At 64.3% G+C, this 14,549-nt stretch carries 16 protein-coding genes; 8 read left to right on the forward strand and 8 right to left on the reverse strand.

What is annotated here, in order from left to right:
- Positions 1-72 precede the first annotated feature (72 nt).
- Positions 73-783, forward strand: coding sequence for a gamma-glutamylcyclotransferase (locus X741_RS142245; protein WP_023779875.1), 711 nt, complete (start codon positions 73-75; stop codon positions 781-783).
- A gap of 108 nt (positions 784-891) precedes the next feature.
- On the opposite strand, the gene X741_RS142240 is transcribed toward X741_RS142245, so the two are convergent.
- From X741_RS142240 to X741_RS142230, 3 genes are all read right to left on the reverse strand, one after another.
- Positions 892-1,698, reverse strand: coding sequence for an extensin family protein (locus X741_RS142240; protein WP_023779876.1), 807 nt, complete (start codon positions 1,696-1,698; stop codon positions 892-894).
- A gap of 116 nt (positions 1,699-1,814) precedes the next feature.
- Entirely contained in the window at positions 1,815-2,870 is a 1,056-nt protein-coding gene (locus X741_RS142235) for an extensin family protein (RefSeq protein WP_023779877.1), read from the reverse strand.
- Between the two features lie 198 nt (positions 2,871-3,068).
- Positions 3,069-3,494, reverse strand: a complete 426-nt coding sequence (locus tag X741_RS142230; RefSeq protein ID WP_023779878.1) for a DUF3775 domain-containing protein — start codon at positions 3,492-3,494, stop codon at positions 3,069-3,071.
- Positions 3,495-3,636: 142 nt separating this feature from the next.
- Here X741_RS142230 and X741_RS142225 point away from each other — a divergent pair, with 142 nt between their 5' ends.
- Both X741_RS142225 and greA read left to right on the forward strand, forming a co-directional pair.
- On the forward strand, positions 3,637-4,188 hold the full coding sequence (locus X741_RS142225; RefSeq protein ID WP_023779879.1) for a tetratricopeptide repeat protein: 552 nt from the start codon (positions 3,637-3,639) through the stop codon (positions 4,186-4,188).
- 296 nt (positions 4,189-4,484) lie between these two features.
- On the forward strand, positions 4,485-4,958 hold the full coding sequence (gene greA, locus X741_RS142220; RefSeq protein ID WP_023767588.1) for a transcription elongation factor GreA: 474 nt from the start codon (positions 4,485-4,487) through the stop codon (positions 4,956-4,958).
- A gap of 250 nt (positions 4,959-5,208) precedes the next feature.
- Here the strand turns inward: greA and waaC are convergent, their stop codons facing one another.
- The 3 genes from waaC to rfaD are packed head-to-tail and all read right to left on the reverse strand — an operon-like array spanning position 5,209 to position 8,119.
- The gene (gene waaC, locus X741_RS142215) at positions 5,209-6,192 is read right to left on the reverse strand and encodes a lipopolysaccharide heptosyltransferase I (RefSeq protein WP_023779880.1); all 984 of its coding nucleotides are present in this window, start codon (positions 6,190-6,192) and stop codon (positions 5,209-5,211) included.
- Positions 6,189-7,196 (reverse strand): lipopolysaccharide heptosyltransferase II, encoded by a 1,008-nt coding sequence (gene waaF / locus X741_RS142210; RefSeq protein ID WP_023779881.1) that lies wholly within the window; start codon positions 7,194-7,196, stop codon positions 6,189-6,191. Before waaF ends, waaC begins: the two co-directional genes overlap by 4 nt.
- Positions 7,169-8,119 (reverse strand): ADP-glyceromanno-heptose 6-epimerase, encoded by a 951-nt coding sequence (rfaD, locus tag X741_RS142205; RefSeq protein ID WP_023779882.1) that lies wholly within the window; start codon positions 8,117-8,119, stop codon positions 7,169-7,171. Before rfaD ends, waaF begins: the two co-directional genes overlap by 28 nt.
- A gap of 171 nt (positions 8,120-8,290) precedes the next feature.
- Here rfaD and X741_RS142200 point away from each other — a divergent pair, with 171 nt between their 5' ends.
- From X741_RS142200 to gmhB, 4 genes are all read left to right on the forward strand, one after another.
- Positions 8,291-8,923: a LysE family translocator gene (locus X741_RS142200; protein ID WP_013893571.1), complete on the forward strand. Its 633-nt coding sequence runs from the start codon at positions 8,291-8,293 to the stop codon at positions 8,921-8,923.
- A gap of 129 nt (positions 8,924-9,052) precedes the next feature.
- Positions 9,053-10,546: a D-glycero-beta-D-manno-heptose-7-phosphate kinase gene (gene rfaE1 / locus X741_RS142195; RefSeq protein ID WP_023779883.1), complete on the forward strand. Its 1,494-nt coding sequence runs from the start codon at positions 9,053-9,055 to the stop codon at positions 10,544-10,546.
- Between the two features lie 7 nt (positions 10,547-10,553).
- On the forward strand, positions 10,554-11,126 hold the full coding sequence (locus X741_RS142190) for an SIS domain-containing protein (RefSeq protein WP_023779884.1): 573 nt from the start codon (positions 10,554-10,556) through the stop codon (positions 11,124-11,126).
- Positions 11,119-11,766, forward strand: a complete 648-nt coding sequence (gene gmhB, locus X741_RS142185) for a D-glycero-beta-D-manno-heptose 1,7-bisphosphate 7-phosphatase (protein WP_023779885.1) — start codon at positions 11,119-11,121, stop codon at positions 11,764-11,766. Before X741_RS142190 ends, gmhB begins: the two co-directional genes overlap by 8 nt.
- Positions 11,767-11,780: 14 nt before the next feature.
- Here gmhB and X741_RS142180 read toward each other — a convergent pair whose 3' ends face one another.
- Entirely contained in the window at positions 11,781-12,575 is a 795-nt protein-coding gene (locus tag X741_RS142180) for a glycosyltransferase family 2 protein (protein WP_023779886.1), read from the reverse strand.
- Between the two features lie 181 nt (positions 12,576-12,756).
- The gene (locus X741_RS142175) at positions 12,757-13,236 is read right to left on the reverse strand and encodes an Lrp/AsnC family transcriptional regulator (protein WP_023779887.1); all 480 of its coding nucleotides are present in this window, start codon (positions 13,234-13,236) and stop codon (positions 12,757-12,759) included.
- Positions 13,237-13,502: 266 nt separating this feature from the next.
- On the opposite strand from X741_RS142175, the gene trxB reads away from it, so the two are divergent.
- Positions 13,503-14,477 (forward strand): thioredoxin-disulfide reductase, encoded by a 975-nt coding sequence (gene trxB, locus X741_RS142170; protein WP_023767598.1) that lies wholly within the window; start codon positions 13,503-13,505, stop codon positions 14,475-14,477.
- The last annotated feature ends 72 nt before the right edge of the window (positions 14,478-14,549 follow it).

Below are 14,549 nucleotides of genomic sequence, written 5' to 3' on the forward strand. Positions count from 1 at the left end.
GGTCTTTTGGAAATCAATGGCCACAGATGAGCAGCCGGTCTATCGTCAGCCATCATTTTTCAGGGGGCTGGAATGAAGCGGAAGCCGACGCGCCGGAGATCGATGGCGTTGACCGCCGATCTTGTCGTCAGGGTCGAGCGTATCGAACCGGATCCCGGCCCTGAGCCTGGAACAACCGAGCACACCGATGCGGAGTTCGATGGGTTGGTCGAGCGACTGCTTGCCGAATATCGACCCGAAACGCTGTGGGTCTTTGCCTATGGTTCGTTGATCTGGAATCCCGAATTCGTTCCTGTCGAGCAGCGCCCGGCGACAGCGCCTGGATGGCACCGCTCGTTCTGCCTGAAGTTAACCCGCTGGCGCGGAACGCGCCAATTGCCGGCCCTGATGTTGGCGCTCGATCGCGGCGGCAGCTGCAACGGCATTGTCTATCGACTGCCCGCGGAAGATCATTTCGGGCAACTCGGCCAGCTTATGCGCCGCGAGATCGATGCCAATCCGCCAACCAACGTGCCTTGCTGGATCAAGGTCAAGACCAAGGAGGGTCCGCTGCGCGCTCTGGCTTTCGTCGCCGCGCCGGATGGCAAGGCCTATGCCGGACGGTTGCCGTTGGAGCAGGTCGCGGACACGCTGGCGCGAGCCGCCGGACACTGGGGCTCGTCGGCGCAGTATCTGTTCCGGACTGTCAGCAAGCTGGAGGAAAGCGGTATTCGCGACAGGAATCTCTGGCGCATCCAGGATCTGGTGGCACGGCAAATTATCGCATCCACCGGTGAAGCTTGACCTTTTCCTAAAGCGCGTTCCGCTGAAACGGATTCATGCGACGCGCTTTAAGTCTTTGTTTTTACGCATGTCGCACCCCCGAAACCGAGGTCACTTCTAGGACATGCATTAGCGGCAGGCGCGATAACCGTTCTTGCGGTTCTTGATGTCGAAATGGAAATGGTTGCGGTGGTCGTAATTGTAGCCGGGGCCGAGCACGGTGGTGAAATACTGGCAGCCGTCGGCGCGCACATTGTTGAGGAAGCCGCGGGTGCGGAAGGCGAACAGGCCGGGCTTGCGCACGTCGATGTCGTCGCCATTGTTGAGCTCGATGCTCATGACATCGAGCGCGTTGCCCTTGCCGTGCTCGGACAGCACGCCTTCGCCGGCGATGTTGCGGCAGGAATAGCTGGAGCCCTGGTGGATGGTCCTGACGCCGGAGAAGTAGCGCCAGCGCGCGGAAGGAACGAGTTCGTTCTTCGTCCAGGCGGCGAAGGTGGCGGCCATGTCGCAGGTCAGCGTCGCGGCGGGTTTCATCTGGATGCTGCCGATGGCCGTGACCTTGACCGGGTAATCGATGCCGCACTGGCCTTCATGGATCGGTGCAAGGTCGGTGTAGGCGACATCGAGGCGCTTCAGCTGCTGGCGGCAGTCGATCTCGCTGGCCGGGACTTGCTCGACCGGCGACATCGGCTCGTCCATGCGCGGATAGGCGGCCTGCGTCATGTAGGGATTGGACGGGACAAGGCTCTGCATGCCTGTGTATTGCGGCACGGCCGCCGTCTGCGAGCCGACGTCGACGGCCGGCTGCAGCGACAGCACACTGCCGGTGTTGCAGGCCGAAACGGCCGCGAGGGTGAGGCCGGCGGCCAGCAGCATCACGGGTTTCGATCGGCGCGCGGTGGCGAAAAACACGGCGCGAAATTTGCCGGCCATTTGCAGGATCCCACTTCTGGATATCCGGCATTTTAACGATCAAGGGTAAAGGAAAACTCAGCGACCGCGTTCATGTCTGCGGCCGAATTGCGGCGGCGATCCTGCAACAGCCGCGTTTACTGGCAGAACGTGCCGCCATGGCGGCGCGGTTCGAGATCGAGATGGAAATGCAAGGCGTGGTCGGCATCGGCGCCGGGTCCGAGCACGGTCTTGAACGGACCGCAGGCGGCCTTGCGCACGGTGTCGAGGAATTTTGCATCCTTTTCCGGCGGCGCCGGCCCGACCTCGATCTTCTTGCCGTTCGACAAGGTGAAGCTGGCGATATCGATCGCATTGCCGAAAGCGTGCTCCGAGAGTTTCCTGGTGCCGTTGCGGGGACGGCAGACAAAGGCTGACGCCTGGTTGATCGATTTCAAGTCGGCGCCGAATTCGGCCTTTGCAGCCGGCTGGACGACGTCCGCGGCAAACCGGGCGGCCGCCTCGGCCATCGGGCAGTTGAGCTCGGTGCCGGGGGCAATCGCAATCGACTTGCCCAGGCTTTTCAGCATCAGGGGATAGGGGATCGAGCAGCCGATTTCGGGATTGCTTTCCGCCTTGTGCTCCTCGAATTCGACGCCGAGCGCCTTCAACCGCTCGCGGCAAGCGACTTCCTCCGCCGGCATTTTCGCGTCGGGCAGATCGGCAGAGCGCGGGTCGGGGAGCATCTTCTCGTCGCCGGCATCCGCTGGTTTTTCAGGCGGCGTCGGCGCGACATCAGGCGGCTGAGCCCCTGGTTCGACAGTGTCGGGCCTTGGTGTCGGGACCGGGACCTCGGCCGGCGACTCCAGCTCGTTTTCCGTATCGGCTGATGGTTCTGAGGCTGGCGGTCCGGGGCGCGCCTGCTTCTCCCGATAGGACTTTTCTTCATTGAACCGATCCGCCGCTCCGGAGGCCTTTGGCACGTCCGCCTTTTGTTCCTTCCTCGTTGCGGCATCGGTCTTCGGCGCGTCCGCGGGACGCGGTTCAGGCACCGGAACAACGGCAGGCGAGGTCTCCCGGTCCTGCATCTTCTGTGGTGCCTTCTCCGGAGTGATGTTGTCCGGGGTGACATGCCGCTTGCCCCGTGATTTCAGGCGCTGCCTTGTCCGGGGTGTCAGCGGCTGGTCGGCACGCGGTGTCAGCGGCTGTTCCACCCGTGGTGCCGGTCGTCCGTGATGCGTGTGACGATGCTTGGCGTCGGCCGGGGTCACCAGCAAGGCGACGGCCATCAACGGCAACGCCAGTCTGCGAAACAGGGAAAAGCTCAGCGTTGCCATCGCTTCGAAACGGCGCCGGCATGCCGAAGTTGCCTGGAAGGCGCTTTCCCCCGATCACAATCGGTAACCGCGCCGTTACGCGCCAATTGCTTCGAGGCCTTCCTCCAGCCAGTCGGCGAGCAGCGGCATGCCGAGCAGGTATTTCGCCGTGCGCCTGTTGGCGCGTTCGCGCGCCGCCGTCACGGCATCGGACCATTCCGCTGCGTCATAGTCGCCGCGGCCGACCCAGGCCAGCGCGATCAGTTCGGCCGCCTCGTCGACATTGAGGTCGTTGATCAGTTCGCGAAATTCCTCTTCGGTCAGGTTTTCCGAACTTTCCTCGGCGAGGCCATCATGATGATGATTGTCGTGGGTGCCGCCGTCGAACTCGATCTCGTGCTCGGCGCCGTCGGCATAATCCTCGTTGACGGCCGCGCTCAGCGCCTTGGCCTTGAGGATGAACAGGCGCACGGTGTCGGGGCCGATCGTAAGATCCCAGTCCTTTTCAAGCCGCCGCTGCACGGGCCGTCTCCGTCGGTCGTTTGCCCGGATGATAGCGGATTTGCTGCATCCGTCACCTCATGTTCTCCACGCATGCTTTTCCGGGATGAAACGCGGAGAGCTTGGCGTTAGTGTTGTATTCTCACCCCTCCAGGAGGCTTCGATGCATAAAAGAGTGCTGATCCAGGCGGCGGGCGCGCTTCTCGCCCTGCAGTTCATGGCCGTTCCGGTGTTCGCCGCCGGCAGCGACAGTTCGGGCGGCGGCGGTGGTGGCACCCAGACCACCACAAAGTGCAAGAAAGGCGAAGTCTGGGACAAGAAGAAGAAAAAGTGCGTCGCACCCCAGGAAGGCATGCTCGACGACGACAGCATCTATGATGCCGGTCATGATCTCGCGATGGCCGGACGTTATGATGAGGCGATCGCCGTGCTCAGCCTCGCCGCCAACAAGCAGGATCCGCGCATCCTCAACTATCTCGGCTATTCGCACCGCCATTCCGGACGCGTCACTGTCGGCCTCGGCTACTACGAGGAAGCGCTGCGCATCGACCCGAACTACACACTGGTGCGCGAATATCTCGGCGAGGCGCATCTGCAGATCGGCGACCTGGCCGGCGCCCAGCAGCAACTGGCGGAGATCGAGAAGCGGACTGGCAAGGGCTCGCGCGAATACGGCATGCTGGCCGAGCAGATCGACCATTTCATGCGGAGCTGACCACGCTCCAGGCAATCCTCGAAGCGGCCGCGAACCATCGCGGCCGCTTTTTTGTTCACCCTGTCTCGTTAGCACAGTTCCTGGAATTGCCTCGGCCGCCTCGGTTGGATGAAAGCCGCGACGATTTTTGAAAAACCCATTTTTTGGGCGTGAAAAAACCGCTGACATTGCTATATTAGGGCAAATTGCGGTGAGACGGTTCCGTTAGCCCGAGGCTGCCGGACCGTTTTCTTTTTGTACCCAACGACAAGGCTTCCCCCGAAACGCGGGGGTGGCGGCAGGAAAGGTGAGGCATGATGAACAAGGTCCCGATGACAGGCGAGGGGTTCGCGTCATTGAAGGAAGAACTGCGCTGGCGCCAGCAGGAAGAGCGGCCGCGCATCATCGAGGCGATCTCCGAAGCGCGCTCGCATGGCGACCTGTCCGAAAATGCCGAATATCATGCCGCAAAAGAGGCACAGAGCCTCAATGAGGGCCGCGTCAACGAGCTCGAGGATTATATCGCGCGGGCCGAGGTGATCGACGTCACCAAGCTCAGCGGCGAAAAGGTCAAGTTCGGCGCTACCGTCGTGCTGGTCGACGAGGACACCGAGGAAAAGAAGACTTATCAGATCGTCGGTGACCAGGAAGCCGACGTGAAGTCCGGCCGCATCTCGATCTCCTCGCCGATCGCGCGCGCGCTGATCGGCAAGGAAGTCGGCGACGCCATCGAGGTCAATGCGCCTGGCGGTGCCAGGGGTTACGAGATCGTCCAGGTGCAGTTCATCTAGGGGATTGGGCGCGGCATCGCGCGGGTTGGCGCGTTTCAAACCGGCGTTGGCGCCGCCCCTCATCTGGCTGCCGCCATCTTCTCCCCGTGAACGGGGAGAAGGACGCCCTCATCGATGGTTTCGCCTTTTCAAGTTGCAAGATGGGCGCCAGCGTTGCGGCCAGCTTCTTTCGCCCCGTTTACGGGGAGAAATGCCAGGCAGGGCAATGAGGGGCGGCGCTGACCTTCCCAATTGAATTGATTTGAAAAAATCAAGTCTTACCAGCCAGAGCTGCGCCTCTACGCGCCAGTAGCCTCTCCGCCTCCGCCACCACCTCGGCCGGCGTCAAACGCCCACCTGGCGGCGCCAATAGCGTCGACGCATATGGCCCGCGAGGGCCTGTCAAACCAGGCTCGGTGGCCAAAAAAACCGCGACCGTCGGCAGGCCGAAGGCGCTGGCGAGATGGGTCAGGCCGGTGTCGGCGCCGATGACCAGCGTCGAGCGGCCGAGGATGGCGGCGATGTCGGCCAGCGTCGATTTCGGCACCACGACCGCAGAGGGCACCGCCCTGGCGATCGCTTCGGCCACGGCTTTCTCACGCTCGTTCGACCAGGTGGTGACCGGTGCCATACCCCGCTCGACGAGCAGGCGGGCCGTCCCGATCCAGTCTCCGGCCGGCCATTTCTTGTCCTCACGGCTGGTGCCGTGCAGCAGGAAGGCGGTGTTTGCGCCGATGTTGGCTGGAGTGACCGGCGGCGGAACGATGCCGGAGTTGAGTGTCGACAGATCGGGCTGATAGCCGAGCGCCTGCCCGAACAGCCGCCGCGTCCGCTCTATGGCGTGCAGGTTGCGCGGCACGCCGTAGGTGACGTCATAGAACAGCGTTGCCGACAGTTCGCGCGCGCTCGACCGGTCGAAGCCGGCAATCGGTGCGCCCGCCTGCCGCGCCACAAGGGCCGACTTCAACAGACCCTGCGCATCGATGACGAGGTCGTAGCGGCGTTCGCGCAAGGTGCGGCGCAGCGCGGCCGCCTCGCGCCAGGTGGCGCCATCGAGCAGCGCCTTGCGCCAGCGCCGGATGGCGACCGTGTGGATCCTGCCGATCGCCGGGTGCAGCGCCACGATGCCGGCGAACGCCTCTTCGACGCACCAGTCGAAGGACACGTCCGGCCTGGCGAGGCTGGCGTCCTCGACAGCCGGGAAGGTGTGAATGACATCGCCCATCGACGATGTCTTGACGATCAGCACCTTCATGCCGCCGCCGGAAGTTCCAGCAGGCGTTCCGCCGCTGCCGCGACTTGCCCGACTTCCAATGTCTTCAGGCAGTTGAGGTGGCCAAGGGGGCAGATCTTCTGGTGGCAAGGCGAGCAGGACAGGCCGAGCCAGACCAGTTCGCGGCGCTCCGCCAGCGGCGGCGTATTTTGCGGCGAGGTCGAGCCATAGACGGCGACGATCGGCGTGCCGACCCCCGCCGCGACATGCATCAGCCCGCTGTCGTTGGACACCGCCAGCCTTGCCGCCGCGATCAGGTCGATGGCGTCTTCCAGCCGCGTCTGGCCGGCGAGGTCGACGACGCCGGGGGCCAGGCTTGCGATCTCCGCCGTCACGTCGCGGTCGTTCTTCGAGCCGAACAGGGCGACCTTGAGACCCTTGCCCATCAAGTCGCGGGCCAGGCCGGCATAGCTTTCGCTCGGCCAGCGCTTGGCCGGTCCGAACTCGGCGCCGGGCATCAGGGCCACGAATTGCTGTGGCGCGAGCCCGAAACGATCGAGCAGGGCGGCCTGGTTGCCACCGTCGACGGTCAGGTGAGGGGCGCGGAAGGTGCCACCCTGGGCGAGGCCGAAATAGGCCTGCGCGGTGCGCCGTTTCACGGCCTCGGGCAGCGGCACGACGTCGGTCAAAAGGCCATAGCGCATTTCCCTGAGATGGCCGAACCGGCGTGGAATGCGAGCAAAGAAGGGGATCAGCGCCGATTTCCAGCTGCCCGGCAGGATATAGGCCATGTCGTAGCGGCCGCGCAGCAGGCGGCCGAAGCGGCGGCGATGGGTGAATTCGAGCGCGCCGGGCTTCAGCGGAAAGTCGATCTGCTGGCGGATTTCGGGCATGCGCTTGACCAGCGGGGCGGCCCAGGCCGGCGCCAGCACGTCGATCGCGGCGTTGGGGTGCAGCTCCTTCAGCGCCGAGAACAGGCACTGCGCCATCACCATATCGCCCACCCAGCGTGGGCCGATCACGAGGATCGTTGGGCTTTCAGCCATTCGACATAGTCTCTGACGCCAGTTTCGACGCTCCGGAACTGGCCATTGTAACCGGCCGCGCGCAAACGGGACATATCAGCTTGCGTGAAGCTCTGGTAGCTGCCCTTGAGATGGTCGGGAAATTCGATGAACTCGATCTCGCCTTTGCCCAGTGTATCGATCACCGTTTCGGCAATGGCGCGGAACGGCTGGGCGCGGCCGGTGCCGCAGTTGAAGATGCCGCTCGCGCCGCGCTTCCATAGCCACAGATTGACGTCGGCGACGTCGCCGACATGGATGAAGTCGCGGCTCTGTTCGCCAGGGCCGAAACCGCCATAGGCGCCGAAGAGCTTCGGGTTCTGGCCTTGCTCGACCTGGCTGAAGAGATGGAAGGCGACCGAGGCCATGGCGCCCTTGTGCGCCTCGCGCGGTCCGTAGACATTGAAGTAGCGCAGGCCCGCGACCTGCGAGTGGTCACTGTCAAAGACGGTGCGCCTGACATAGTCGTCGAAGAGTTTCTTGGAATAGGCGTAGACGTTGAGCGGCCGTTCGAGCGCCGGATCCTCGCGGAACTCGGCGCCGCCGCCATATACGGACGCGGAGGAGGCGTAGAGGAAGGGCACGCGCAACGCCTGGCAGGCATGCAGCAGCCGCTTCGAATAAGCAAAATTCACGTCCATCATGAACTTGCCGTTCCACTCTGTGGTGGTCGAGCAGGCGCCCTGGTGAAAGACGGCCTCGATACGGCCGAGCGAGCCGGCCTCGATGCGGGGCAGGAAATCGTCCTTGTCGAGATAATCGGCAATGCCGAGATCGGCGAGGTTGGAGATCTTGTGGCCGTCGGTGAGGTCGTCGACGACAAGGATGTCGTCATGGCCCTCGGCATTGAGCGCGGCGACGATGTTGGAGCCGATCATGCCGGCGCCGCCCGTGACGATGATCATGAAGGCCTCTGGTTGCTTGCGATTCCGGTCCTTATAAGGGAGGCCAGCCGGGCTGTCGACAAAGCAGGTGCAGGGCGACGGCAGGCGAGGCGGGTTGACGTCACGGTGGGGCCGCAAAGCTGCCGCTTCTGTTGGTTCGCCTGCCGGACTGGATCACGAAGGAACAAACGAATGCCGTCGACGGAACTGCTCATTGCGTTTTTCGCCACCACGGCGATCTTCGCCTACATCCCTGGTCCGGCCATGCTTTATGCCGCGGCCCAGACGATGGCGCGTGGGCGCTGGTCGGGGCTGACGGCGGCACTCGGCATCCATCTCGGCGGCTATGTGCATGTGTTTGCCGCTGCCGCCGGCCTGTCGGTGCTGTTCCACGCCGTGCCGCCGCTCTACATGGCGGTCAAGCTTGTCGGCGCGCTCTATCTGATTTGGCTCGGCATTTCGCTGTTCCGCAAGCGCGCGGACGGTGACACGACGCTGCCCGTCATCGAGCGGAAATCGGCGCGGCGTGCCTTTTTCGAAAGCATCACCGTCGAGGTGCTCAACCCGAAGACCGCGATCTTCTTCATGGCCTTCCTGCCGCAGTTCATCGATGCCTCGGCGGCGTTCCCGGTCTGGCTGCAATTCGTCGTGCTCGGCACCATCGTCAATTTGATGTTCTCCTCGGCCGACATCGTCTGCGTCTTCCTGGCCGGTCTCGTCATCGGCCGGCTGCGGCGTTCGAGCCGTGCACAGCGCCTCATGCAGCGCGCAGGCGGGGCCGTGCTGGTCGGACTGGGCGTCCACGTTGCCCTGCAGAAGAGCTGACCGCCGGACTATGTCCTGCCGTTGCGCTGCATGGATTTGCGGTATATCGGCAGGCATGAACGATCCGGCCCGTAAATTGACAATTTTCAGCACGACAGAGATCGGCCTTTCCCGCGCGTTGCCAGTGACATGATCAAGCACAATCCGCCTTCTCCCGAACCTTTGCACCGCGCGATCGCGCGTTTCGGCGACGTGACCGTTCTGGTGGTCGGCGACCTCATCCTCGACCGCTTCGTCAACGGCGTCATCGAGCGGATCTCGCCGGAGGCGCCGATCCCGGTGCTGCATGGGCGCGGCGAGGTCTTGGCCATGGGCGGTGCCGGCAATGTCGTGGCCAACATCGTCTCGCTCGGCGCGCGGGCCATCCCGGTTTCGGTGATCGGTACCGATGCGGCCGGCGACAGCCTGGTGCGGATGCTCAGCGAGCTTGGCGCCGAAACGGTGGGGCTTTCGCAGCAGCGCGGCCGCATGACCTCGTCGAAGAGCCGCTTCAGCGCGCTCAACCAGCAGGTGCTGCGTTTCGACGAAGAAGAAATCAAGCCGCTCGGCGACGACGAGCGGGCTGGTCTGGTCGGTCATTTCCGGGATGCGCTCAAGCAGGCCGATATCGTTGTCCTGTCCGACTACGGCAAGGGCATCCTGCTCGACGGCGTCGCCGGAGAACTGATCGCCATCTGCCGTGAGGCGGGAAAGCCGGTGCTGGTCGACCCGAAGGGCCGCGACTATGCACGCTATGCCGGCGCGACCGCCATCACCCCCAACCGCAAGGAGCTTGGCGAGGCAGCCGGCCATGCTGTGTTCGCCGATGACGAGATCGTCGCGGCGGCGCGTGAACTGATTTCCGCGCATAGCTTCGACTTCGTCGTCGCCACCCGCAGCGAAAAGGGCATGAGCGTGGTCGGCCCCGGCGAGGCGCACCACATCGCCACCCAGGCGCGCGAAGTTTTCGACGTCTCGGGCGCGGGCGATACGGTGATCGCGACCTTCGCGCTGGCGCTGGCCGCCGGTGCCGATCCGGTCGCGGCGGCCTCGATTGCCAATGCCGCCGGCGGCGTCGTGGTGGGCAAGCGCGGTACCGCGCGGCTGACGGTCGAGGAACTCGCCGGCGCGCTGTTCCGCTCGCATGGACCGACCGCCCACAAGGACGCCATCCTCGATGCCGCATCGGCGGCGCGCATGGTCGCGGCCTGGAAGGCGGAGGGACTGAGCGTCGGCTTCACCAATGGCTGCTTCGACATCCTGCATGCCGGCCACGTCAGCCTCTTGCATGCCGCGCGCAGCCAGTGCGACCGGCTGGTGCTCGGCCTCAACAGCGACGCCTCGGTGCGACGGCTGAAAGGCCCGGGCCGCCCGGTCAACGACCAGCATGACCGCGCCTGCGTGCTCGCGGCACTTGCCTCAGTCGATGCCGTCGTGGTGTTCGAGGAGGATACGCCGCTGGCGCTGATCGAGGCGCTTCTGCCCGACATCCTGGTCAAGGGCGCGGATTATACGATCGACACCGTGGTCGGCGCCGATGTGGTGCAGAAGGTCGGCGGACGCGTGGTGCTGGTCGATCTCGTCGCCGGCAAGAGCACTACGGGCACGATCGGCAAGCTGCGTGCTGGCGCCACCACGAACTGAGGGTTCCATGTCTGAACTGAACGACTACCTGGTCCGCTCGGCGGCTGCGATCACGGCGATGGTCGAGCGCGACCTGACCGGCGAGATGGAGCGCGCGGCGAGCGCCGTGGTGGCTGCGCTTTCAGCAGGCAAGGCCTTCCTGATCGCCGGCAATGGCGGCTCGGCCAGCGATGCCATCCACATCGCCGGCGAACTGGTCGGCCGCTTCCTCAAGGAGCGCAAGGCCTACAATGTCATCGCGTTGCCGGCTAACGCCGCAGTGCTGACCGCCTGGGGCAACGACTACGGCTTCGACACGGTGTTTTCGCGCCAGGTCGAGGCGCATGGCGCGGCCGGTGGCGTGCTGCTGGCGATCTCGACCAGCGGCAATTCGCCGAGCATCCTCGCCGCCGCCGAACAGGCGCGGATGATGGACATGACGGTGATCGGCCTGACCGGCGACACCGGCGGCAAGTTGAAGCCGCTGTGCGACATCCTGCTCAACGTGCCCTCGACCTCGACGCCGATCATCCAGCAGGGGCACCTGTGCCTCTACCATCATCTGTGCGAGGTGGTGGAAGCACGCCTGCACAATGGCTGACGCGATAGCGTATCCGCTGACCGAACCGGGCCTGTGGGTCGAGCGGATCGGCGACCGGGTTTTCCCGGGACGCCCGCCGGCGCTGTTCCTCGACCGCGACGGCACCATCAACGTCGATACCGATTACCCCAGCGATCCGGCCGAGATCGTGCTGCGCGACGATACCGTGCCGGCGATCGCGGCCGCCAACCGCAACGGGACCCCGGTCGTCGTGGTCACCAACCAGTCGGGCATCGCGCGTGGCTATTTCGACTGGAGCGTCTTTGCGGCGGTGAACGGTCGCGTGCTCGACCTGTTGCGCGAGCGGGGCGTGTTCGTCGACATGGTGCTTGCCTGCGCCTATCACGAGGCCGGCGTCGGGCCGCTCGCCGTATCGGACCATCCGATGCGCAAGCCCAATCCGGGCATGCTGGTCGAGGCGGGCAAACGCCTCGATCTCGATCTCCAGCGCTCCCTGATCGTCGGCGACAGACTGGGCGACATGCAGGCCGGACGGCGCGCCGGCCTGGCGCAGGGATGGCTGGTGGACGGCGAGGCGGCGGCTTTGCCCGGCTTCGCCATCAGGCGCTTGCATGACGCCGATGACCTCGGCGGTCTGCTCGCTGCCATCGAAACGCTCGGCTGGGACAACGGGTTCTGATCTGGCCTGACCGCTCACGCCTGATCGTTGCGCTCCGAGGCTTCGTAGAGCTTGGCCTCGGTGGCGAAGGAATAGATCATCACCGACATCGAGTAGACGAAGCCGTGCCGGCCGCACAGGAAGTAGCGCTTGGCGAGATAGAATTTCAGGAAGTTGCCGAACGGCGACAGCACCAGCCGCACCAGGCCGGGCTTCTTGCCCTTCTCGACCAGCGTCACAGCCTTGAGGCCGGAGTAGCTGTTGGCCCGGGCAAGATCTTCCTCGACCGAGATCTCGCGGCGATGCAGCAGCACGCCGTTTTCGATGGTGCCGGTTTCGCCGGGCACACGGAAGGATTCATGCACTCGCGCGGTGAGGTCCATGGTGGCGCCCTCGCGCCGGAAGAGCCGCAGCAGCCTGTTGTGCAGCACCCAGCGATGCGCATAGCCGTAGCCCTTCAGCCAATCGCGGCGGCGGATGTACCAGCCGCCGATCTTGGTGTCGGCAGCCTGCGTAGCGGCCACGATCGACTGTCGCAGCCGGTCGTCGACGCGTTCGTCCGGGTCGATCGAAAGACACCAAGGCTGGTTGGCATGGTCGAGCGCGAATTGCCGCTGACGGGGAAAGCCCGGCCAGTCGTTGTGCAGCAGCGTTATCGGGTAGCCCTTGGCGATATAGCCTTCCACGCATTCGACGGTGCCATCGGTCGAACCGGAATCGACGACGATGATCTCGGCGCAGAAGTCGATGCTTTCCAGGCACGGGCCGATCATATCGGCCTCGTTCACGCAGATGATAAGCGCCGAGACCGGGCTTGCAAATCGAGTCATGGTCCCCTTCCCATGGCGGGCCGTCCCCGGAACAACACTGCTTGCGCTCTGTTCGAGCGTCAGTTGAGCGGCGAAGTCCGGCAGGCCGTCCAGCCTTGTACATCAGCGTCTGTCTGATACCAACGGGGCGCCGGTGTGGCGAAGGTAAGGAATTTGCCGGCCGACAGGCCTTCGCCCGGCCTCAGGGGCGCTCGAACGAGACCAAGCCCTCATCCTTGACCCGGCGGATGGTGAGGGCGGTGCGCACCGTGTCGACATTCGGCGTCGAGGTCAGTTCCTCGATGACGAAGGTCTGGAAGGTGCCGAGGTCGCTTGCCACGCAATGCAGCAGGAAGTCGGATTCGCCCGAGACCATCCAGGCATCGCGCACGATCGGCCAGCCGCGCGTGCGCTCGGCAAAGATGCGCAGTTCGGCATCGGCCTGGTGATGCAGCCCGACCAGGCAGAAGGCGACCACGTCGAGGCCGAGCGCCGGGGCGTTGAGCAGAGCGCGGTAGCCTCGGATGATGCCGGCTTCCTCCAGCCGCTTGACCCGGCGCAGGCAGGGCGGCGCCGAAATGCCGACGCGGTTCGACAGTTCGACGTTGGTCATGCGGCCGTCGCCCTGCAATTCGCGCAGGATCTTCCAGTCGATGGCGTCGAGGTCGGCCTTGAGCGGCATTGGAGGTCTCGATGATCAGAGTGGCGCAAGAATCTTTCGCGATTTTGTAATTAAACGACTTTTGTGTCGACGCCAGCCCTCATCAGCGCGATTTTGGAAAGGCAACGAAAAGCGGTCATCGCGCGAATATCCACATGGGCCGAAGCTTTCCGGGGACGACGGCCCGTTCGCCTTGCTGGCGTGGTTGGCAACCCTTACATTAAGCGCAACATTCCACGTCTTTTTCCAAGGCAACACCTCTATTGTCTGCCCCGCAGAGGCTTCAAATGACCACCAAGCATGCGCCCGTTCTCATCATCGGTTCCGGCCCGGCCGGCTATACGGCGGCGGTCTATGCCGCACGCGCCATGCTGAAGCCGATGCTTGTCGCCGGCCTGCAGCAGGGCGGCCAGTTGATGATCACCACCGATGTCGAAAACTATCCCGGCTTCGCCGACCCCATCCAGGGGCCATGGCTGATGGAGCAGATGCTCAAGCAGGCCGAGCATGTCGGCACCGACATCATCAACGACATCATCACCGAGGTCGACCTCAACGTGCGGCCGTTCCGCGCCAAGGGCGATTCCGGCACGACCTACACGGCCGACGCGCTGATCATCGCCACCGGTGCGCAAGCCAAGTGGCTGGGCATTCCGAGCGAGCAGGATTTCATGGGCTTCGGCGTCTCGGCCTGCGCCACCTGCGACGGCTTCTTCTATCGCGGCAAGGATGTCGCCGTGGTCGGCGGCGGCAATTCGGCGGTGGAGGAGGCGCTCTACCTGTCGAACCTCGCCAAGAGCGTGACGGTCATCCACAGGCGCAGCGACTTCCGCGCCGAACGCATCCTGCGCGAGCGGCTGCTGAAAAAGGACAATGTCCGCGTCATCTGGGACACGATCGTCGACGAGATCACCGGCCGCCCGGGCAAGACGCCGCTGCCGCCGTCGGTCGAAGGGCTGAAGCTCAAGCATGCGGTGACCGGTGCCGAAACGCACCTCAAGGTCGATGGCGTGTTCGTGGCGATCGGCCACGCACCGGCGGTCGAACTGTTCGCCGGCAAGCTGAAGCAGAAGCCGAACGGTTATCTGTGGACCGCGCCGGATTCGACCCGCACCGACGTGCCCGGCGTGTTCGCGGCCGGCGACGTGACCGACGATGTCTATCGCCAGGCGGTGACGGCGGCGGGCCTCGGTTGCATGGCGGCGCTCGAGGCGGAAAAGTATCTGGCCGGTATCGAGGTGCATCGCGAAGCAGCGGAATAGGGGTCGCTGTAAAACTGTTAAAAAAGCGGCTTAGAAACGCCGTGCAAAAGCCTGATTTTTCATTCAGACGCC

Source organism: Mesorhizobium sp. LNHC221B00 (assembly GCF_000502935.1).
GTDB lineage: Bacteria > Pseudomonadota > Alphaproteobacteria > Rhizobiales > Rhizobiaceae > Mesorhizobium > Mesorhizobium opportunistum.

Bases quoted from the DNA above. Each gene is read 5' to 3' on its own strand.
- X741_RS142245 (WP_023779875.1), top strand. From the start codon at position 73: ATGAAGCGGAAGCCGACGCGCCGGAGATCGATGGCGTTGACCGCCGAT.
- X741_RS142240 (WP_023779876.1), bottom strand. From the start codon at position 1,698: ATGGCCGGCAAATTTCGCGCCGTGTTTTTCGCCACCGCGCGCCGATCG.
- X741_RS142225 (WP_023779879.1), top strand. From the start codon at position 3,637: ATGCATAAAAGAGTGCTGATCCAGGCGGCGGGCGCGCTTCTCGCCCTG.
- greA (WP_023767588.1), top strand. From the start codon at position 4,485: ATGAACAAGGTCCCGATGACAGGCGAGGGGTTCGCGTCATTGAAGGAA.
- waaC (WP_023779880.1), bottom strand. From the start codon at position 6,192: ATGAAGGTGCTGATCGTCAAGACATCGTCGATGGGCGATGTCATTCAC.
- waaF (WP_023779881.1), bottom strand. From the start codon at position 7,196: ATGGCTGAAAGCCCAACGATCCTCGTGATCGGCCCACGCTGGGTGGGC.
- rfaD (WP_023779882.1), bottom strand. From the start codon at position 8,119: ATGATCATCGTCACGGGCGGCGCCGGCATGATCGGCTCCAACATCGTC.
- X741_RS142200 (WP_013893571.1), top strand. From the start codon at position 8,291: ATGCCGTCGACGGAACTGCTCATTGCGTTTTTCGCCACCACGGCGATC.
- rfaE1 (WP_023779883.1), top strand. From the start codon at position 9,053: ATGATCAAGCACAATCCGCCTTCTCCCGAACCTTTGCACCGCGCGATC.
- X741_RS142190 (WP_023779884.1), top strand. From the start codon at position 10,554: ATGTCTGAACTGAACGACTACCTGGTCCGCTCGGCGGCTGCGATCACG.
- gmhB (WP_023779885.1), top strand. From the start codon at position 11,119: ATGGCTGACGCGATAGCGTATCCGCTGACCGAACCGGGCCTGTGGGTC.
- X741_RS142180 (WP_023779886.1), bottom strand. From the start codon at position 12,575: ATGACTCGATTTGCAAGCCCGGTCTCGGCGCTTATCATCTGCGTGAAC.
- X741_RS142175 (WP_023779887.1), bottom strand. From the start codon at position 13,236: ATGCCGCTCAAGGCCGACCTCGACGCCATCGACTGGAAGATCCTGCGC.
- trxB (WP_023767598.1), top strand. From the start codon at position 13,503: ATGACCACCAAGCATGCGCCCGTTCTCATCATCGGTTCCGGCCCGGCC.